Annotated in this window: 20 protein-coding genes and 1 pseudogene; 9 read left to right on the forward strand and 12 right to left on the reverse strand. The window is 66.6% G+C overall.

Going from position 1 to position 19,827, the window contains the following annotated elements:
- Positions 1-495, reverse strand: coding sequence for a hypothetical protein (locus WKW79_RS00940; protein WP_340333221.1), 495 nt, complete (start codon positions 493-495; stop codon positions 1-3).
- 319 nt (positions 496-814) lie between these two features.
- Between WKW79_RS00940 and WKW79_RS00945 the strand changes: the two genes are divergently transcribed.
- The 5 genes from WKW79_RS00945 (at position 815) to WKW79_RS00965 (ending at position 3,786) form a co-directional block, all read left to right on the forward strand.
- Positions 815-1,087 (forward strand): hypothetical protein, encoded by a 273-nt coding sequence (locus WKW79_RS00945; RefSeq protein WP_340333222.1) that lies wholly within the window; start codon positions 815-817, stop codon positions 1,085-1,087.
- Positions 1,088-1,120: 33 nt separating this feature from the next.
- Positions 1,121-2,191 carry an FUSC family protein gene (locus tag WKW79_RS00950; protein ID WP_340333223.1) on the forward strand — a complete coding sequence of 357 codons (1,071 nt, stop codon included), beginning with the start codon at positions 1,121-1,123 and terminating at the stop codon, positions 2,189-2,191.
- Positions 2,188-2,655, forward strand: a complete 468-nt coding sequence (locus tag WKW79_RS00955; RefSeq protein WP_340333224.1) for a DUF6790 family protein — start codon at positions 2,188-2,190, stop codon at positions 2,653-2,655. Before WKW79_RS00950 ends, WKW79_RS00955 begins: the two co-directional genes overlap by 4 nt.
- A 97-nt stretch (positions 2,656-2,752) precedes the next feature.
- On the forward strand, positions 2,753-3,256 hold the full coding sequence (locus WKW79_RS00960; RefSeq protein WP_340333225.1) for a hypothetical protein: 504 nt from the start codon (positions 2,753-2,755) through the stop codon (positions 3,254-3,256).
- Positions 3,257-3,291: 35 nt separating this feature from the next.
- Positions 3,292-3,786, forward strand: a complete 495-nt coding sequence (locus WKW79_RS00965; protein ID WP_340333226.1) for a DUF2165 family protein — start codon at positions 3,292-3,294, stop codon at positions 3,784-3,786.
- A gap of 37 nt (positions 3,787-3,823) precedes the next feature.
- Here WKW79_RS00965 and WKW79_RS00970 read toward each other — a convergent pair whose 3' ends face one another.
- The 8 genes from WKW79_RS00970 to WKW79_RS01005 all read right to left on the reverse strand — a co-directional run bounded on the left by WKW79_RS00970 (position 3,824) and on the right by WKW79_RS01005 (position 12,043).
- Entirely contained in the window at positions 3,824-5,062 is a 1,239-nt protein-coding gene (locus WKW79_RS00970) for a lipase family protein (RefSeq protein ID WP_340333227.1), read from the reverse strand.
- Positions 5,063-5,152: 90 nt separating this feature from the next.
- Entirely contained in the window at positions 5,153-5,782 is a 630-nt protein-coding gene (locus WKW79_RS00975; protein WP_340333228.1) for a lipocalin family protein, read from the reverse strand.
- Between the two features lie 52 nt (positions 5,783-5,834).
- A complete protein-coding gene (locus WKW79_RS00980) occupies positions 5,835-6,254 on the reverse strand; it encodes a c-type cytochrome (protein WP_422823780.1) in 420 nt (139 codons plus the stop codon).
- The gene (locus WKW79_RS00985) at positions 6,251-7,087 is read right to left on the reverse strand and encodes a phosphatase PAP2 family protein (RefSeq protein ID WP_340333229.1); all 837 of its coding nucleotides are present in this window, start codon (positions 7,085-7,087) and stop codon (positions 6,251-6,253) included. The genes WKW79_RS00980 and WKW79_RS00985 overlap by 4 nt, the downstream gene beginning before the upstream one ends.
- Complete coding sequence (locus tag WKW79_RS00990) at positions 7,077-7,907, reverse strand: metallophosphoesterase family protein (RefSeq protein WP_340333230.1); 831 nt, start codon at positions 7,905-7,907, stop codon at positions 7,077-7,079. The genes WKW79_RS00985 and WKW79_RS00990 overlap by 11 nt, the downstream gene beginning before the upstream one ends.
- Complete coding sequence (locus WKW79_RS00995) at positions 7,904-8,863, reverse strand: diacylglycerol/lipid kinase family protein (RefSeq protein WP_340333231.1); 960 nt, start codon at positions 8,861-8,863, stop codon at positions 7,904-7,906. The genes WKW79_RS00990 and WKW79_RS00995 overlap by 4 nt, the downstream gene beginning before the upstream one ends.
- Positions 8,860-10,539: a response regulator gene (locus tag WKW79_RS01000; protein WP_340333232.1), complete on the reverse strand. Its 1,680-nt coding sequence runs from the start codon at positions 10,537-10,539 to the stop codon at positions 8,860-8,862. The genes WKW79_RS00995 and WKW79_RS01000 overlap by 4 nt, the downstream gene beginning before the upstream one ends.
- 4 nt (positions 10,540-10,543) lie before the next feature.
- Positions 10,544-12,043 (reverse strand): ATPase domain-containing protein, encoded by a 1,500-nt coding sequence (locus tag WKW79_RS01005; protein ID WP_340333233.1) that lies wholly within the window; start codon positions 12,041-12,043, stop codon positions 10,544-10,546.
- 286 nt (positions 12,044-12,329) lie between these two features.
- On the opposite strand from WKW79_RS01005, the gene WKW79_RS01010 reads away from it, so the two are divergent.
- From WKW79_RS01010 to WKW79_RS01020, 3 genes and pseudogenes are all read left to right on the forward strand, one after another.
- Positions 12,330-13,016 carry a hypothetical protein gene (locus WKW79_RS01010; RefSeq protein ID WP_340333234.1) on the forward strand — a complete coding sequence of 229 codons (687 nt, stop codon included), beginning with the start codon at positions 12,330-12,332 and terminating at the stop codon, positions 13,014-13,016.
- A 56-nt stretch (positions 13,017-13,072) separates the two neighbouring features.
- Positions 13,073-14,491, forward strand: coding sequence for a TolC family protein (locus WKW79_RS01015; RefSeq protein ID WP_340333235.1), 1,419 nt, complete (start codon positions 13,073-13,075; stop codon positions 14,489-14,491).
- A 22-nt stretch (positions 14,492-14,513) separates the two neighbouring features.
- Positions 14,514-15,768 (forward strand): annotated as a pseudogene (locus WKW79_RS01020) (cytochrome P450); the annotation flags it as partial.
- A 7-nt stretch (positions 15,769-15,775) separates the two neighbouring features.
- On the opposite strand, the gene WKW79_RS01025 reads toward WKW79_RS01020, so the two are convergent.
- Positions 15,776-16,462: a GntR family transcriptional regulator gene (locus WKW79_RS01025; protein ID WP_340333236.1), complete on the reverse strand. Its 687-nt coding sequence runs from the start codon at positions 16,460-16,462 to the stop codon at positions 15,776-15,778.
- A gap of 150 nt (positions 16,463-16,612) precedes the next feature.
- On the opposite strand from WKW79_RS01025, the gene WKW79_RS01030 reads away from it, so the two are divergent.
- The gene (locus tag WKW79_RS01030) at positions 16,613-17,668 is read left to right on the forward strand and encodes a helix-turn-helix domain-containing protein (RefSeq protein WP_340333237.1); all 1,056 of its coding nucleotides are present in this window, start codon (positions 16,613-16,615) and stop codon (positions 17,666-17,668) included.
- Positions 17,669-17,677: 9 nt separating this feature from the next.
- Here WKW79_RS01030 and WKW79_RS01035 read toward each other — a convergent pair whose 3' ends face one another.
- Positions 17,678-18,454: an alpha/beta hydrolase family protein gene (locus tag WKW79_RS01035; RefSeq protein WP_340333238.1), complete on the reverse strand. Its 777-nt coding sequence runs from the start codon at positions 18,452-18,454 to the stop codon at positions 17,678-17,680.
- Positions 18,438-19,610 carry a DUF3182 family protein gene (locus tag WKW79_RS01040; protein ID WP_340333239.1) on the reverse strand — a complete coding sequence of 391 codons (1,173 nt, stop codon included), beginning with the start codon at positions 19,608-19,610 and terminating at the stop codon, positions 18,438-18,440. The genes WKW79_RS01035 and WKW79_RS01040 overlap by 17 nt, the downstream gene beginning before the upstream one ends.
- Between the last annotated feature and the right edge of the window lie 217 nt (positions 19,611-19,827).

Raw genomic sequence — 19,827 nt, forward strand, 5'->3', positions numbered from 1 at the left:
TCAGGAGCCCACGCTCATGTCGGTGCCGGCCGGCCACACGAACACGCTGTGCGCGGGCGAGTTGACGCGCACGTTGATGCGCTGGTTCAGCGTGCGGCCGGCCAGCGTGGCCTGCACGTCATAGCGGCCCGGCTGCAGGCGCGCGACCAGGAACGGGCCGTGCGAGACCACGTCGGTCATCACCGCAGCGCCGGACTTGTCGCGCACGTTGACGATCACGTCGGATGCGAAGGCGCCGCCCTTGCCGTCGCGGATCGCGAACTCGAAGCTCGCCGGCCATTGGTTGGCGGCCTGCTTCATCAACTTGGCCTCGCCCATGCCGATGCCGCCGCTGGCGTACTCGATGCCGGCGTCGTTGATGTGGATGGCCGGACCATCGGCAGCGCGCACGGCCATGGCGCAGGACAACGCGGCGGCGCCGACGACCATGACAGCAAACGGTTGCCAGCGGTCACGCCTGGCAGGCTGGAGGAGGGGAGCGGGAAGGTCGTTCATGTCGGGGTTCCTTGGCGGGCGGGCAATGCCCGCGAGTTGGGTTGGAAAGGTTTGCCGCGCCTTGCGAACCTGCATCGGGGCGGTGAAGAAATGGTAGGAATCGATGCGCCCGGCGTGTGGCCGGAGCATCCCAATTCATGCCCCAGCGTTTCATGCGGCTTTGCCTTCGAGCGCATGACGGCGTTGGAGCGCCTTGCCGGGACGCACAGGCACGAATTGGGATGCATGCGCCACTGCGCATCGACCGCCACTCCTAAATTCAACGGCGTACGTTTTCGTACGCGTTCATCCATTCATCACCAACCCAAGAGGTACCGAAATGAGCCAGTTCAAACACCAGGTCAAGGGCTTTGTCCTTGGCGCCCTGTGCATCGCATCCCTGAGCGCCTGCGCCGCGTCCTTCGCGCTGTCGCATCCCAATTTCCAGCAGGCCGAGAACGCAATGCAGGCGGCCATCAATCACATCCGCTCCGCGCAGGACGTGAACGGCCCGACCTTCGGCGGCCACGCCGGCCGTGCGGTGGAACTGCTGCAACAGGCACAGAACGAAATCGCGATCGCCGACGAGTTCCACCAAGGCCGCCGCTGGTAAGAAGGAGGCATCGCGGTGACTCGCGTGCCACGGATGTCCGTCATCGATTGGCTGGACCGTATCGACCCCGGCGCGCATCGCCGGGTCAAGGGACTGCGGCTGGTCACCTCCTACGGCATTGCCGCGCTGATGGGCGCGGCGCTGGCCGCGACCAGCGCATCCCCGGAACATGCACCGCTCGCCCTCCTGGCGGGCGGCTTCGCCTTGTGGGCCAGCGTCTGCGAAGGACGCGCGACGCGCCTTGAATCGGCGCGCGACCTGGGCCTGTTGTCGGCCAGTGCCATCGTCGGCGCTGGCTTCACGGCGGTGCTCACGCCTTGGCTTGCACACGGCGGCCCCGCGCTGCCTGAAGGCACGCTGGTGCTCGGTGCCTTTGTGGTGGGTTATGCGAAGCGCTGGGGCGTCCTGGGCAGCGGCATCGGTGCGCAGTTCTTCATCGGGCAACTGCTGGCCTACGGCCTTCAACTGACGGGTGCGGACTTTCCGACGATTGCCATTGCCGGGGTGATTGCCGCCGTGGCATCGATCGTTCCGCGCATGCTCAGCGGGCCGGCCGAGCAGCCGGTGCCTGCGGCCCCGGCGCCGGTCGTCGCACCGCGGCGCTGGCTCCAGACAGAAGCCATCATGGGGCTGCAGGCCGCGCTCGCCGCATTGGCCATCGTGGTCCTCGATGGCAAGCTCGGACTGACCCAATCGGTGTGGGCGTTGGCGGCCTGTACCTTCGTCATCGCCAACACCTCGGCGGGCACGGTGGCGCGCATCCGGCAACGCGTGATCGGTACCGCGATCGGCCTGCCGCTGGGTCTTGCCTGCCTGCCGCTGGCCGAGCATGTCGCCATCGCCGTGTGGGCCGCTGCGGCCGTGGCGATGATCGTCTATGCGGTGGCGCTGCCCGAGCGCTACGACGTGGCCTGCGGCGCCTACACCTTCACGCTGGTGGTCACGCTGGCGGCCAGCGGTGAGCATTCGGTGCTGCTGCTGTCGGCCAGGCTGTGGGAGACGCTGCTGGGCGGCGTGCTCGGGCTTGCGGCCGCGAGCTTCTTCTTTCCGCTGCGCGAGCTGGCTGAGCCTGCGCCACATCCATCGTTCGAACGCACACCATGAGCTACTTCATCCTAGTCGCGGTCCTGATGTTCATCGCGCCTGCGGCATGCATCGCGTTCGCGGTGCTCGCGCACCATGCCGCGCTGGACTGGGCGCTCGCACTGCGCTGGTTCACCTTCTGGATCGTGGGCGCGCGGCTCGGCAGCGCGGGGCTGCGGCAGATGCTGAATCCGGCCTTCACAGCACGCCAGATCCTCGGCATCGAAGGCGACGATGCATTGCTCCTGGTGCGCGAACTGGGCTTTGCGAACACCGCCTTTGGCGCCATCGGCATCCTCAGCCTGTGGTGGCCGGCGTGGGCCGCGCCCGCTGCAATCGCTGGCGCCGTGTTCCTCGGACTCGCCGGCATCAACCATGCCATGCAAGCGCATCGCAATGCGCGCGAGAACTTCGCGATGCTCACGGACCTTGTGGGGGCGCTCGTACTTGCCGCTTGCGTGTGGGGCGCCGGGTCGATGGCTTGACCTGCAGATGCAAGAAGCGGGACGCGCAGACAACACGCGCGCGACGCCAAAAAATACGATCCGTGCAGCTTCATCCACTTCATTTCAACGTTTCATCATGACTTTCAAGATCACACCGCTGCTCGCAGCAAGCGCCATGGCGGCGACCCTTTCCTTGCTCGGAGGCTGCGCGACCAGCGGCATGGGCGGCGGCGACATCGTGCAGAAGGGCAAGCCGGTGCAACCGGTACTGTTCTCCTGGCAAAGCCGCGACGGTTCCATCGACGGCAACATGACGGCGACCACGCCCGACGCCACCTACCAGGGCCGCTTCATGCAGGTCACGCAGCAGACCGTGACCGAGGCGCTGGCCCCGATGTGGGACGCCTGGCCGATGGGCTGGTCCGACTGGCCGTACGGCGGGTGGACAGGCATGGGCGGCTTCGACACAGTGCAGTTCACCACGGCCTACAGCGGCAAGGTGATCGCCAACCTGAAGAGTTCGTCCGGCCGCTCGATGCGCTGCCGCTTGCAGATGAACCAGCCCGAGGCAGGCTTGTCGGGCGGCGGCAGTGGCGAATGCCAGGTCGCGGGCGGCGTGCCCTTCCAGGCAACCTTCTGACACGTGCGCGCCGCGCGGCGCAATGGAGCACTGACATGACCATCCGGCTGCTGAAGACATCGATGGTGTTCGCCGTCGGGCTCTGGGCACTGCTCGTCGCGACTGGCAACATCCTCGACTACGACTCGAACTGGCACTTCGTCCAGCACGTGCTGTCGATGGACACCGTGTTCCCCGACAACGCCTTGAAGTACCGCGCCATCACCAACCCGACGGTCCAGGCAATGGGCTACTGGATGATCATCGCGACCCAATGGGTCATGAGCGGGCTGTGCTTCGCGGGTGCCTGGAGACTGTTCCGCACGCGTCACGATCGCGTTGGTTTCATCGCAGCCAAGTCGCTCGCGGCCAGCGGCTTGACGCTGGTCTTCCTGCTGTACTTCGTCGGCTTCGTCGTGGTCGGCGGCGAATGGTTCTGCATGTGGCAGTCGGAGATCTGGAACGGGCAGGCCAAGGCCGTCATGTTCCTGACCTGCGCGATGCTGGTGCTGATCGTGTTGTTGCTGCGCGAAGAGGACGCGGCGAACTGAGACTGTGACCGTGAATGGCCGAGCAACGACGAGGCATTCAACTCGTCACGGCCACATTGACCGCAGCGCAATCGTTCCGCACCGGCCGGCCCGCAAACCGGTCCGCGATCCAGCCCACCGCCTGCGGCGCCGCATCGCGTGCCACGAAGCCATGACCGTCGCCGTGCACCGTGAGCATCGTCACGTTGCTGCCCCTGGCGCACAGCTTGCGCATGTACGACGTGGTCACCTGCGGCAGCACCAGTGTGTCGGCATCGCCTTGAACCAGCATGAGCGGCATGTTGGGCGGCAACGGGCCGGGGATGTTGTCGCGCATCAGCGTCTGCCAAGGTTCGACGCGGGTGATGTCCGGAACGGTAAGGAAGGTCTTCGCCAGGCCCTTGCCGGTGTGCTGGCGGCGCAGCACGTCATAGATCGACTCGATGCATTCGTCGGCCAGTGCATCGACGGTGGGCATCGCGCTCGGCGCGACCACGGCTTGGATCGGCGCGCCGTAGACGCGCGACCATGACCACAGCGTCATGGCCGTGAGGTTGCGTCCGCCGGTGGAATCGAAGTCGTCGCGCATCAGTGTCTCGAGATCGGTGGCCGGTGCGGCGGCGGCCACGCCCACCAGTTGCAGTTCAGGCGCATAGCGCGCGGCCATCAATCCTGCGAACAGCACGGCATGGCCTCCCTGCGAATGGCCCCACGCCGCAAAGCGTGAACCCGCATGTGCCTCCTGCAACTGTCGCGCCGCGCGGACCGAATCGAGCACGGCCGCGCCTGCGCTCGCACCGACGAGGTACGGATGCGGCCCCTGCGTGCCAAGGCCCGGATAGTCGGTCGCGACGACGACTTCGCCGCGAGCGAGCATCTCGGGCAGTCCCTGGATGCTGCGCATCGCGGACCACGCCAGCGAGGGCGCGCAGCGCGGCACGACGCCACTGGTCGGATGCGCCCATGCAACAACGGGTCGCCCTGTGGCAGGCGCCGCGCCATCCGGCGCCACCACCATGCCCGACACTGCGATTGGCTTGCCATGCAAGCCGGTCGACGCATAGAGTATGCGCCAGGCATGCGCGCCGGGTGGCACGCCCCAGTGCATCGGCTCGCTGCGCAGCAGGGTGCCTGGCGGGCCGATCTGGCCGGCTGCGGGCGTGGCGTAGAACGCGGTCTGCGCTGAGGTACCGGTGTGCAACAGGCCGATGCCCGCCGCCGCGATCAATGCGCGCAGCAAGGGTTGGAAATGCGCTGGAATGAGCCGCCGGCGCTGCGACAGGGATGGCTTCTTCATGCCACCGATGCTAGGAATCAGCGCGATCCCTGTGTCGTCTGCACGTCCCGCTTCTTGCCGCCGCGTGTCATGCTGCGCGCTTGCGCGACTTCATTCGGCGTCCCTGACCCACTGATCCCGCTGAAAGCCCAACTGCGTCAAGCGAAGCTCTACCGCGGTCCATTCGCTCTGCGCGATCTTGCCCGTGCGCGACAACACCCACATGTACCGACGCGAAGGCTCCGTGACGATCGCCACGCGCCGATCGGTCGACAGATAGACGATGTCGTAGTTGCCCCAGACCAGGGGCACCCACCGGACCCATTCCGGTGCAAAGGCGACCTCCAGCGAAGCGGGTTGCAGTCGACCGGACTCGACGACAGCGCCAGTCCGGGGACGTGCAACGCCGACGACCGAATCGGTCCCGGTCTTGGTTCGGCACTCATTGCGCACTTCGACCTGACCCGATGCAAGAAGACGGTAGGACGCCCTTGTGTCCGAGACACACTTGCGCTGGAACCAGTTCGGGATGTGCGCGAGCTGCTGCCATTCGCCCATGTAGCTGGCCAGGTCGACAGCGGGCAGGGTGGCCTGGGCGGTTCCGCGCTCGCCGAAGGCGCAGCCGCTGACCAGGGCCGTCGACAGCAACGCTGAAAGCACGGCCAGATAGAGAGCGTTCAAACGGCGAGCAACCATGACAGATTCCCTGACAAATAGCCGATTCTGAAGGGCATCCAGCATGCGAGTCTGTCAGCCATCCGGCTGCAAAGTTCTCACGGGAGATCTCTAAGATTCAATTCGCTGCCGGGTTCGGAGGGAAGGTGCGTAGGTAGGCAAACAGGTTTGCCAGTTTCTTCTCGTCATAGCCCCATCCCGAGAATCGCATCTTGTTGCCAGGCACCACCAGGTCCGGGCGCTTGATGAAGGCCGCGAGCGTTTGCTCGGACCAGATGACTTGCGATTGGCGCATGGCAAGCGAGTAGTTGTAGTCAGCGGCACCACCTGCTCGTCGACCGATCAAGCCATTGAGTTGGGGACCGAACGCATTTCGTGCAGAGGCGCCGACCTGGTGGCAAGAGGCGCACGCAGCGAATGCAGCCTTGCCGGCGGCGACGTCCCCCACGACACCCTGCGCATATCCTATCGCTGCAGCGAGCATCGATGCAGGCAGAAAAGCGACGCACCTCATGACCATTGCCTGGCGGTTGGTCATCGTCGTGGCCCGCGTGGCTGGTTCGCATGACGGTGCCGGACAAACTGCAGGCTTGCGACACACACCGCCAGCCAGGAAAGTCCGGACAGAAGTCCCGCTGCCACGTCGCTCGCGAAGTGGACGCGAAGGAACACGCGGCTGCAGGCGATGGTGAGCACCAGGCCAACCGCTGCCATAACCGCGACAGCGTGCCAGCGCAGGGGCAGCAGTCGCGTCGCGACATACAGGAGCATCCCGTACGCAACCAACGCACCCGAGCTATGTCCGCTCGGAAAGCTGTAGCCCTCGATCTGTGGAACCTGCAGTTCGTGCAATGGCCGGGCGCGCGCGAAGACCTGCTTGAGGAGCGGGTTCAACAAGGCGTTGCCACCCAGGGCGATGACCCAGCCGGCCGCAAGCAGGCGCGCCTGTCGCTGCCAGAGCCACAAGGCCACGACCGCGCCCAGGACAGCCAGAACGATCGGGTCGCCCAGGTGGGTGAACAGGCCGAAGGCACGCAGCGCTGCAGCGGGGGTGTGGCTGCCGATGCCATCGGCCAGCGCCTGGTCGGCCAGGCCCATCGTGCGGCCGGGACCGAGCCGCCGGGCAATCACCGCGAAGAGGCTTGCCGTGCCGACGATCAGGAGGAACCCTGTCGCATAGCCTCCCAGCAGTCGACCGACGTTCCGCGCACTGGGATCGTCCTGATCGCGCCTCGCACGGCGCCGTTGCAGCAGCACGCAACCCAGGCCGCTCGCACCCACCGCCAGCAGCAGTCCGACGAAGAAAAGAGCCAGCGCATGCTGGCCCACAAGCTGTGCCCACGACACCAGCGGCGATGCTTCAGCGGCCATGATCGGGCAAGGGTACCTCGCCCAGCGGCAACGTCTCAGCGCCTGCCAGTTCGAAGCGCGCTCCGTCGGTGGCACAGTCCCAGCGCTCGACCACGCAGCGTCTCGGATGGCCGCCGGTCCAGCGGATCAGGTTGACCGAATTCGGCGCACCCCGGCGTACACGACTCGACACTGCCGTCCCGGCCTGCACAGCCCACGTCGATCGACCGCAGTCCGGGAAGTCGTGCAGGAGTGGCCGCACGAACGGCAAGTGGATGTGTCCACCCAGCACCAGATCCGCGCCGGCGGCGCACCAGCGCGCGATCGCTACGTCGCGACCGTGGAGCCGGTTCGACGCATCCTCCGGCCGCGTCACCGCCACGGGCTGGTGCACCACCACCACGCGCAACTGTTTCGCCGTGGCAAGCGCGAGCGCCTGCGCGACCTGCTCGATCTGGGAAGCCGAGACCTCCCCATCCTCGTGGCGGTACCAGCGCGTCGTGTTGACACCGATGACTAGGCAATCGGGTGAATCGAAGACGGGCGCCATCGACGGACCGAAGGCTTCGCGGTAGCGCCCATAGGGATTGAGCAGCCGCGTGGCGAGTGCGAACAACGGGATGTCGTGGTTGCCGGGGATGGCGAGCAGCGCCGGGGCGTCCAGCCTGTCGACGAACGCACGCGCCGCCCGGAACTGGACCCAGGTGGCGCGTTGCGTGATGTCGCCCGACAGCACCACGAGGTCGGGGCGCTGCGCGTGGGCCAGTTGCTCCAGCGCCTGGACCACCGGCGCCTGTTCGGTGCCGAAGTGGGTATCGGAAATCTGCAGCAGCACGGTCATTGCCGCGTCGCCTCCAGTTCCGGCGCCACGTCCGGGCGCAGCAGCCACAGCGGCTGGGGCGCGACTCGGAAGTCCAGCGGCATGTCGAGCCAGTTGATCTCGCCATCGGTCGCGACCTTGACGCGACCGCGGCCGCGCATCGGGCGCACCGACATGGATTCGAATGAGAAACTCAGCACGCTGTCGGCGTCACCCAATCGCCCCAGTGCGCCGCGCGCCAGCAAGCCCAGCATGGCGAAGGCGCTCTGTGGCTTGAGCGCGATGGCTGCCAGTTGTCCCTGCTCCGGCGCATCGGCCTCGGCCAGGCCGACCTGGTGCATCTGAAGCGAATTGTTGGCGACAAACAGGGTCTGGGTGCGGATGTCGCGCTGCTTGCCATGCCAGGACATGTGCAGGTACCAGGGCCGGACGCCGCGCAGCACGGTGACAAGGCCCGACCAGAACGCCACCCAGCGGTGCCGGCCGTACTGGGCCTTGAACGCCTCGCGGTCTTCCAGCAGCTTGGCATACAGGCCCAGGCTCGCGTTGACCAGGAACACCTTCTCATTGACCATGCCCACCTGCACCGCGCGCGGGTTCTCGTTCAGCAAGACCTGCAGCGCTTCTCCCGTGTCGGGGGGAATGCCATGCGTGCGGCTGAAGTAGTTGAAGGTGCCCTGTGGCAGGACGCCGAATGCACAGCCGCTGTTCAGCGCCGCCTGCGCCACGGCGTTGATGGTCCCGTCGCCGCCCGCTGCGACCACCACGCCGCGCATTTCGCGGGCGCGTTCCACCGCCTCGCGTGCGCATGCTTGCAAGCGATTCGGCCCGTCGACTTCGTAGATCTGGAAGTCGCGCTGCACCGCGGCGCAACCCGTCGCGATGATGTCCCGGGTGCGCGCGGCCTCGCCGCTGCCGGAACCGGCGTTCAGCACGATCAGCAGGGGCGGGTGGGGCGCCAGGTCGGGTGGCGTCATGCCGAGTGCTTGCGCCGAAGCTCCGTCGACACCGCCTTGCCCAGCGTGTCGAGGTCGAAGGGCTTGGCCAGCACCAGCTGCGGGCCGATGAGGCGCTCGACGGCTTTCATGTCCGCATAGCCGGTCGCGAGCAGGATGGGCAGTTCGTCGTACATCTTGTGTGCTTGCGCGATCAGTTCCGCGCCGTTCATGCGTGGCATCAGGTAGTCGACCAGCAGCAGGTCCGGCCGGGACTTCTCCAGTTCGACCAAGCCCGCAGCGCCATCGGATGCCTGCCGGACTCGATAACCCAGCACCTGGAGGCACTCGACCATGCTTCGGCGCACGCCCGGATCGTCTTCCACGACCAGGATCTCCGCCTGCACCGCCAACGCAGCGTCCTGCACGGCCGTCGCCTCTGCGGCCACATGCTGCGGCGCGGGCGCCAGCGGAAAGCTCAGCGTCACCGTCGTACCTGTGCCCACCTCGCTCTCCACCGTGGCTTCTCCGCCGGACTGCCGCGTGAACCCGTAGACCTGGCTCAGGCCCAGCCCGGTGCCGGCATGCAGCTTGGTGGTGAAGAAAGGATCGAAGACCTTGCTCAGCAAATTGGCCGCGATGCCTGTCCCGGTATCGCGCACCACGACGCTGACCGCGCCACGTGGGTACGCGGGGTTGCCCTCGGCCTCGGTTGGCGCAATCACCGTGTGGATCTCCAGCATGCCGCCCTGGGGCATGGCGTCACGTGCGTTGACCGACAGATTGAGCAGGGCCATTTCCATCTGCGCCGCGTCGACGATGAGCCAGGCCGGCCCGGGACACAAGGCCAGTGACAACTTCACATGCGCCCCGACCGAGATCGAGATCAGCTCCGCCATGTTGCGGATCAGTTCGTTCACGTCCTGCAGCTTGGGCACAAGGCTTTGCGTGCGCGCGAACGACAGGAGCTGCCCGGTCAGGCGCGAGCCGCGATTCACGGCTTCCTTCGCCCGGCGTGCGTAGTCGCGCACGCGGTCTTCGTCGACCTTCAATCGCTCGATCAGCTGGAGGTTCAGGTTGACCGCATGCAGCAGGTTGTTGAAGTCGTGCGCGATGCCACCCGTCAGCCGTCCCAGCGCCTCCATCTTCTGGTTCTGGACGAGGGAGCTTTCGACGCGTTCTCGTTCGAGGATCTCGTGCATCAGCCGATCGTTCGCACTGGCAAGGTCGGCGGTTCGCTCGGCAATGCGTGTTTCGAGCTGGTCGTTGAGTTGCTCCACGTTCAGCTTGGAGGACTGCAATTCGGCCAGATGCTTTCTCGTGAGGTACTGGCGTTGCCGTGCGCGCAGTGCAGACTGCGCCGCGCTCGCCAGCGTGTCCGGATTCACAGGCCGCTCGAGCAGCACCAGGTTGCTGAGTTCCCGCAGCGCCAACCGTGCACGATCGGTGCGGCGGACGGTCTGCCGCGCCGCGAGCACGACAAAGGGGTAGTCGGACCAGGGGGGCTGGCGCGCGAGCAGGTCACGCAGCGCTTCCACCAGGCCCTCTGAAAGCGTCTCTTCGGTGACGATCGTTGCGGCCGACTCCTGCTGGATTGCGCTGATCAGCGCCTGGGCGTCATCGCAGACGTGGACGTTGATCTGCCGGGCGCCAAGCACCTCGCGGATGACGCGCGCATCACGCCCGAATGGCGCCAGGACGAGGACTCGGTTTTCCATGCGGTCACGCCTGTTCGGCGTCGCCGAGCAGCGACGTCCCGCCCCGATAGCGGGGCAGCCCCGCCATGACACCCTCGAAGTCCGTGAGCGCCTCGCCGATTTCGAGGCCGCCCGAGCCCAGGCGGAATTGATGGATCGTCGATGCGTGGGCGCTCGCGCGGCTCTTGATCACCGACATGGCCTTGAGGATCTGTCCACGGGCTTCGAAGAAGCGGAACTGCAGCATCGAATCGCTCAGGTAGCTCAGGTCGACATCGCTGGGCGCTTCGCTGGTGATGCCGTGCTGGGACAGCACCAGGATGGTCGTCACACCCTGCAGGTTGAGGTACGTGAGGAGTTCGTGCATCTGAAGCATGAGGAAGTTGCTGCCCGGCATGGCGACCAGGTAGGCGTTCAGCGTGTCGATCACCACCGTGGTCACACCCTTGCGCTCCACCGCATCGCGCACGTGGTGCGAAAACTGGCCGGCCGAGATCTCGGCCGGGTCGATGGCATGCAGGCTCAGTTGGCCTGTCTGGATGTATTGCTCGATGTCCAGTCCGAGCGCGCGTGACCGGGACACCAGGGTCTTGATGCCTTCGTCGAACAGGAAGAACGCAGCCTTGCCGCCACTCTCCATGGTCGCGCGTGCGCAGCACACGGCGGTTGTCGTCTTGCCCACGCCGGCAGGTCCGGCAAACAGCATGTTGGTACCCGGCGTGAGGCCGCCGCCCAACAGCCGGTCGAGTTCTGCATTGCCGGTGCCGACGGGCTCTGTCGCGTGCGCACGCCCATGCTCGCTCGCCACCAGCCGGGTGAAGACCTGCAGCCCGCCTCGATCCAGGTTGAAGTCGTGCTCGCCTTCACGGAATCTCACGCCACGCAACTTCACCACGCGCAGCCGCCGCTTGTCGGGGCCGTAGGTGCCGGTGTTCTGCTCCAGGTGGATCACGCCGTGCGCAATGCTGTGCAGGTGCATGTCCCCCGTGCTCGCGGACTTGTCATCGAGCATGAGCACCGTGCAGTTTTTTGTGACGAAGAAGCGCTTCAACGCCAGGATCTGGCGCCGATAGCGCAACGGGTTCTGGGACAGCAGGCGCAGCTCGGAGAGACTGTCGAATACCACGCGCTCGGGTTGTACGCGCTCGACCAATGCCATGACGCCACGGATCGTCTCGCCCAATTCGAAGTCGGAGGGGTTGAGGATGCTCTGCTCGGCTTCCGCACTCAGTCCTTCGTCGCTGACCAGATCGAAGATCTCGACGTTCTCCAGGTCCCACCCGTGAGAAAGAGCGCCTTGCGTCAACTCGTCCGAGGTTTCAGACAGGGTGACATAGAGGCTCTTCTGGCCGAGCGCCCGCCCTTGCAACAGGAACTGCAATCCCAGCGTGGTCTTGCCGGCGCCCGGTGTTCCTTCCACGAGATAGAGGTGGCCCGCGGGCAAGCCGCCTGCGAGCACCTCGTCGAGGCCGGGGATGCCGGTGGGCTGAAGCGTCGGTGGCTGCAAGGAGGGGCGTTTGCTCATGATGGCGACGGCGCGTGCGTCACTCTGAAATGGGGTGGCCCTGAATCTAGTAGCAAGCACGCACTCGTTCGCGCCTTGCCGTGCGCGCCTGCGTGTAGGCGAATTTCGTTCTCGGCTGTCGGTTGGCTTTTGCCGCACGGGATGCAGCGTCAACAAGTGGGACGGATCGCCAACATGCGATCGACCCCGAATCGAACAATCACGTCATCGCGATCGAAGGCCGGTGGTCGCGGCAAGTCACCCACTTCGAGTCCGGTCCTTCACTTCGTTTTGCAAGGATTCCAGCATGTTCAAGCTTGCCCCGATCACGGGCCCATTCACAAAGCGCCCGCTGCGCGTTCTCCTGGGCGTGGCTGCAGCCGCACTGCTCGCTGGCGGCTCCGCCATGGCCCAGCCGCAAGCCACCCAGCCAGCGGGCCCGACCGACGCAGCGCAGAGCAACGTCGTACCGATGCCCGCGGCCAACTGGCTCTTCGTCCAGACCGGCACCTCCTTCACCTCCGACGGCAAGACGCTCACCATCAAGGGCGTCGCGCCGCAGACGTTGATGTTCTCCGACCGGCCCGAGCGCATGACCGGCGACGTGCTGACCTCGAAGTTCGCCGAGTTCTGGAACCAGGGCAAGGACGACTTCCAGAAGGATCCGCCCAACGCCACGATCTCCACGTCCATCGACGACAAGACCGACCTCACCGTGGTCGAGTTGCTCAACCCGCGCGTCTCCGGCGACACGCTGACCTACGACATCAAGCTGCTGGAAGGCACCTTGCCGACGTCAGGCAAGCAGATCAGCCTGTTCATCGATTGGTGGTACGGCCCGGGCTGGCATGGCGGTTGGCGCGGTGGATGGCGTGGCGGCGTCTATATCGGCGGGCCGCCGGTCGCAGTGCCCGTGCCCGGCCCCTACGCCTCCGGCCGCTGCTGGCGCGGCCCGTACGGCGGCCTGCATTGCCGTCCGTGGTGGGGGTATTGATTGCAAGCGGCGCTCGACAGGCGAGGCGGATCTTGCGCGGCAGGCTCGTGGCGATCATGACCATGCTCTTCGGTGCTGCCTTCGGCTTGCCGGCCGGGGCGGTCGACCTCGGCGCGCCGCTGCACCCGGCCTACGCGGGCGATCCGCTGCACGTCGATCCACCGTTGCTGCACACCGGATCGGTCCTGCCCGGTGACATGCAGCCCGTTCCCTGCGCGCAGGCCACGCGCGACCTCACGCCGGAGCTTTCACTCGCCGAGGCGGTCGACATCGCGCTGTGCGCCAACCCGACCGTGCAGGCCGCCTGGGCCGACATCAAGCAACAGGCCAGCGCGGTCGGCGTAGCCAAGGCCGCGTACCTGCCGAGTGTGCAAGGCAGCGTGAGCGGCCTGAGCGACCACACCTGGTATCCCGACGGCGGCGGGACGAATTCGATGGACCAGGGCATCAAGGCCCATGCCACCCTGGTGTGGCGCCTGCTCGACTTCGGCGGGCGCGAAGCCAAACTGGCGGCCAGCCAGCACCTGCTGGCCGCCGCGGTGGCCACGCACGACGCCACGCTGCAGGCGACGATGGCCAGCGTGATCCAGGCCTACTTCGACGCCGAGACCGCCGAGGCCGCGCTCGTCGCGCGACAGCAGGAAGCATCCATCGCCGCCAGCACCCTCGACACCGCGCAGCGCAAGAAGGCCGAGGGCAAGGGCTCGGAAAACGACGTGCTGCAGGCTCAAACACGCGTCGCCTATGCACGGCTCGGCGTGAGCCGCGCGATGGGGAGCCTGGTCAAGGCCAAGGCCGTGGTCGCCTATGCCCTGGGTGCGCCGCCCGGCACCACGCTGACGCTGACCGCGCTGGCACCGCCGAAGACCGGCGAGCTGAGCCGCTCGCTGGCCGAATGGCTGGAGGTCGCACAGCAGCACCATCCGTCGATCGCGGCCGCGCGCGAGCAGGTCGCCGCGGCACAGGACCATGCGCGCGAGGTGCGCTCGCAAGCCCTGCCCACGCTGGACTTCAAGGCCTCGGTCTACGAGAACGGCCGCCCCAGCCAGACGCTGGGCCAGAGCCGCGAGGCCGTCGTCGGCGTGACGCTCAACGTGCCCCTGTTCGATGGCTTCAGCCGCTCGTACAAGGTGCAGGGCGCCGATGCGGCCGTCGAGGAACGCGCCGCCGAACTGCACAAGGCCGAACTGCGCGTCGGCCTGGACGTGGTGGAGGCCTATTCGGATGCCACCGCCGCGCTCAAGAACCTCGACGCTTCGGACGCGCTGCTCAAGAGCGCATCCGCCTCGCTCGACAGCGCGCAACGCAAGTACCAGAAGAGCAGCAGCGAAGACGTGCTGGACATCCTCAACAGCCAGAAGGCATTGGCGGATGCGCAGGAAGAGCGCATCCGCTGCCTTTCGGAATGGCATTCGGCCAGCCTTCGCATCATGGCTGCGGCCGGGCAGCTCGGCATCGCCGAACTGGACCAATGACTTTCATCGCGAGAGAGACGACATGACGAACGACATTCCCACCGGCTGCCCCTTCAGCCGCCGCGCCGCCGAGTTCGACCCCTTCGGCGACGGCTACCAGCAGAACCCGCCGGATTACCTGCGCTGGTCGCGCGAGGAAGAGCCGGTGTTCTACAGCCCGCGCCTCGATTACTGGGTGGTCACGCGCTACGACAGCGTGCGCGCCATCTTCCGCGACAACGTCAGCTACAGCCCCGCCATTGCGCTGGAGAAGATCACGCCCACCGGCGAGGAAGCGAACGCGGTGCTGGCCTCGTACGGCTATGCACCGGGCCGCACGCTGGTCAACGAGGACGAACCCATGCACGCCGCGCGGCGCCGCGCGCTGATGGCGCCTTTCGCGCCAGAAGAGGTCATCAGGTTCGAGCCACTGGTGCGCCGGCTCACCAACGACTACATCGACCGCTTCATCGCCGATGGCCGCGCCGACTTGGTCGAGCAAATCCTGTGGGAGCTGCCGTTGACGGTGGCCTTGCATTTCCTCGGCATCCCCGAGGAAGACATGCCGATGCTGCGCAAGTACTCGATCGCGCACACCGTCAACACCTGGGGCCGGCCACGGCCCGAGCAGCAGGTGGCCGTCGCCCATGCCGTCGGTAACTTCTGGCAGTACGCGGGCGAGGTGCTGGCCAAGCTGCGGCGCGACCCGAGCGGCCCGGGCTGGATGCCCTATGCGATCCGCCAGCAGGCGCTGCAACCCGAGGTGGTGACCGACAGCTACCTCCACACCATCATGATGGCCGGCATCGTCGCGGCGCACGAGAGCACCACCAACGCCAGCGCCCTGGCCATCAAGCTGCTGTTGCAGCATCCCGATGCGTGGCTCGAACTGTGCCGCGACCCCGGCCTGATCCCCAACGCGATCCAGGAATGCCTGCGCCACAACGGCTCCATCGCCGCGTGGCGGCGCATCACCACGCGCGACGTGTGCATCGATGGCGTCGACATCCCGAAGGGCGCGCGGCTGCTCATCGTGAATTCATCGGCCAACCATGACGCCGCGCATTTCGACGAACCCGACCGCTTCGACATCCACCGCGCGGATGCCGCGCAGCACCTGACCTTCGGCTTTGGGGCGCACCACTGCCTCGGCAACCACCTCGCAAGGCTGGAGATGCGCGTGCCTGCTGGAGGAATTCACCCGCCGCCTGCCGCTCATGCGTCTGGCCACCCAGCGCTTCAGCTACCTGCCCAACACGTCCTTCCGCGGACCGGAACACCTGTGGGTGGAATGGGACGCGCGCGTCACTTTCCCGAGGGGAGCGGATTCGCAGCCTGCATCGCCAGGAAGTTCTTCTCGCAAAAGTCCCCGGCCTTGCGCAACATCGAGCGGTTGAGTGCGTTGGCGAGCGGCGCGTCGCGGTCAATGTAGGCATTGACGACGCGCACCCGGTCGCCCGCGAGCGACTCCATCTGCTCATCGCTCATCAGGCCGATGCGACGGAACCAGGCCATCTTCCACTTGAGTGAGTCCAGCACGCTGATCACGAGCGCGTTGCCGCACAGGTTCATTTCCTCTTCGAGGTAGGACTCGATGTGCAGCATGAAAGGCTCTCCGCCCTGCTTCTCGGCCTCTGCCAGCACCAGGGCATGCGCGTGCAGGGACTGCAGCGCCGCGTCGGAGGCATTGGCGACGATGGCGTCCGACATCAGGCCATGAACGGCCCCCCGGAAGGCGAACAGGTCGCGGATGGCCTGCGCCGACACCGGCGTCACCTGCGGCCGCCGCCGCGCGGTGAGGGTGATGAGGCCGTACTGGTTGAGGATCAGCAGGGCCTCGCGCACCGGCGTGCGGCTGGTCCCGAACTGGTTGGCGATGTCGACCGAATTGATGATCGTGCCCGGCGCCAGTTCGCCCCGGATGATGCTGTTGCGCACCGTCTCGACGATGGTGTCGACGGTGATGTCGTCGGTCGTCTGAGCCTGGTTCATCGTGAATTAGTTCTGATATTCAATGTCGACAGTGTAGTGAGGAATTGCAAATAAACGTAGACAAAGTCGCTGCAGATTCATAAAGTGTCGACACTTCAAAGACGCCCCCGCAGCGGCATGGCCTGCGGACTGAATCGACCGGAGCCCGACATGAACCTCGTGTGCGATGACGAACTGTTGCTTCCCGCAGAAAGCTTCACGCCGGGCCAGGGCCCCTTGCAGGAGCAACTCGCACGGTGGCGCGACTGCGTGGCCCCGGCGCTCGATGTCAGCGTGGCCGACGAAGACATGCCGCAGGAATGGACCACCCACACCACCGGCTGGAACCTCGGCGGCGTGATGGTGGTGCGCGGGCACTATGACCCGCAGACCCTCACGCGCAGCGCGAGCAGCATCGCACGCGACAAGCTCGACCACTACGTGCTGCACCTGAACCAGTCGCAGCAGGCGATGCATTTCGATGCCAACGGCCGCCGCATCAGCGTCGGTCCCCGGCAACTGCTGGTGAGCGACTTCGCACAGCCGCGTTCGGTGTTCTGCGCGGGCGACATCCTGACGGTCTTCATTCCGCGCGCCTCGTTGGATGCGCTGATGCCGAAGCAACTCGACCTGCACGGCGTGGTGCCGACAGGCGCCTGCAGCACCATCCTGGCCAGCCATCTGCAGTCGTTGTCCACACTGCTGCCGCGCATCACGCGCAAGGAGGCGCCCGACGCCATGGTCGCGACCTTGCAACTGTTGGCAGCCAGCCTCGCGCCGACCATCGACATGCTCGGCCTGGCGCGTCCGGCGGTCGAGGGCACGCTGATGCGCCAGATTCGCCAGTACATGGAAGACCACCTGAGCGAGGAAGAACTCGGCGCCGACAGCGTCTGCGCGCACTTCCACATCTCGCGCTCCACGCTCTATCGACTGTTCGAGGTGGAGGGTGGGGTGCTCAACTACCTGCAAGACAGGCGGCTGCTGCGCATCCACGCGCTGCTGGCCTCGCCGACGCAGCGCAGCTACCTCGGCCGCATCGCGGCGGACAACGGCTTCAAGAGTGCGACGCACTTCAGTCGTGCATTCCGCGCGAAGTTCGGCTACAGCCCGCGCGAGACGCGCACGGGACAGGCCTGCGTGACCGGTGCAGTCGCGCGTGGCGCATCGTCGGCGCTGGCCTCCACCTTCGGACGCTGGTTGAGCTCGCCGCCTGTCGTCGCTTGAGGCGGGCGTTCAGGCCGGGCTGTTAGGCGCCGGCCTCAGAAGCCCGGTCGCGGCCTTGGCCCCCAGCACCATCTCCGTCATCCAGCTCACCAACAGCATCCCGTAAGCCTGCCTCGAGGCTTCCGAGGACAACGCATGGTCCGCCCCTGAAATGACCCGGTAGGTGACCGAGCGCACGCGCTTCAAGGCGCTCAGGTAGTTCTCGATGACCGGGTGCGGCACCGTCTTGTCCGTCTCCGATTCGACGATCAGCACGTCGCCCCTGAACGACGTGCAGGCCGTGAGCGCGCGGTTGTCCGCGGGCGCGATGGTGGAATGCCGGTAGATCATCAGATCCTCCCGGCCCAGCTTGCCCTTGGGCGTGTCCCATTGCTCGTCGCGGTACAAGGCCGGCGCGCGCAGCGCCAGCCAGCGCACCGGCCGCAGCGCGCTCACCAGCGCGGCCAGGTAGCCGCCGTAGCTGCTGCCGACGATCGCAATCGATTGCGGGTCCACCGCCGGATGGCCCACCAGCGTGTCGTAGCCGGCCAGCACGTCCTGCAGGTTGTCCTCGCGCGTGACCGCCTCCCGCAGGTCGTGATGCCGCGCGTGGCCGCGCAGGTCGATGGTCAGGCAGATGCAGCCGAGCGCCGCGATCTCGTGCGCGCGGGCCAGGTACTGCGCCTGGCTGCCGTCCCAGCCATGCACCAGCAGCACGCCGGGAATCGCCGCCGAGGGCGCGACCAGCGTGCCCGCGATGTGATGGCCGGCAACGGCAATGTCGATGGCGCTATGACGCGTGGGCATCCGTCCTCAATTCACTGACGACCGTGTACTTGACGAGTTCGCCAGCCACCTTGTCGTTTCCCCGAAAGTACACCGTTGCGCCGGGTGGCGTCTCCTGCGTGCCATGGACCTCGAAGCAGGAGGCCCAGACCTGATGGCAATCGGGATGGTCGCGGAAGCATTCGAGCCCGGCGATCTCGGCGCCGGTCGCCCCACCCATGCGCCACGACTGTTCCAGCACGCCGGAGCGCTGCTCGCCGCTCGGCGACAGTCCCTGGGCCACGTCGTAGTTGATGCGCGAGGCGAAGAAGCCGGGGAAGCAGTCCTCGGCCGCCTGGTGATAGTCGCGCGACTGCTCGATGCCGAGCCGCACGTTAGGCGCAAGGTCGAGCGCAAGCAGCGCGTCGAAATCGCCACGCACCAGCGTCAGGTCGCTGCCGCCGTAGACCATGTGGCCGTGGTTGTTGCGCGTCATGCGCTGCACGCCGTGGTAGCTCGCCCGCAGCCCGCCGACCACGATCTGGCCGACGCTCAACGTGATCACCGGCTCGCTGAGGTTTTCCTCGATGACCACGCCGTGCGTGCGCAACTCGTCCTCGCTCATCTGCCCAACGCAATGTTCGAGGGCGGCGACGTTGCGCACCACGGTCTGCCCGCGTCCACCGGTCGCGCAGGCCGGCTTGACACGCGCATCGCCGTGGTCCAACAACCGCTTGCCGGCGATGAGCGCCTCGTCGTGCGAGAACGCGCTGTAGCCGCGCAGCACGCTGCCCGCGACGCGATCGGCAAAAGCCGGGTTCCAGCCCAGCGGCCTTGCGGCCGACTCGAACACCAGCGGATGCGTGATGACCTTGGTGCCGACGAATGCATGTGGCACCACGCCGCCGAACAGGTCGTGCTCGTCGGTGATGTCGAGCGCGTCTGCCGCGTCGGCGGTGAGGGTGTCGCTCGGCACGAAATAGGTGGGCGCCTCGCGCGGTTGCGTGCGCTTGAATTCGCCACGAAAGCCGACCCCCTTGAGCATGGCGAGCCGTCGCGCTGCCTCGGCGCGCGTGGCGTGTTCGTGATCGCTGTCGAAATGCCGGTGGTCGGCTGTCAGGGAAAGGACGCAACCCGCGGGAAGGGCGCTCGGGCGGGCGTCGGGCGGGCTCTGAAGAGCGGAGGCGAGGGCATGCATGGTGGGGCTCACGTTTCGAGGGGTTGTGGGCCGGCGTCGCACACCGAGTTGCCGGGGCATGCGTGCGATCTTGGGGGGACACACGCGGTGGCTGCATCGGCGGTGGGCCAAGGATTGCGCCGGTGCATGCCTACAGCCGCCTACAACTGCCCGGAAGTCGCGTCCCGGAAAATCCACAAAATCAGGAAAAGGTCTAAAATGCAGGCTTCGAACTTTT

The organism is Variovorax robiniae (assembly GCF_037889955.1).
Lineage (GTDB): Bacteria > Pseudomonadota > Gammaproteobacteria > Burkholderiales > Burkholderiaceae_C > Variovorax > Variovorax robiniae.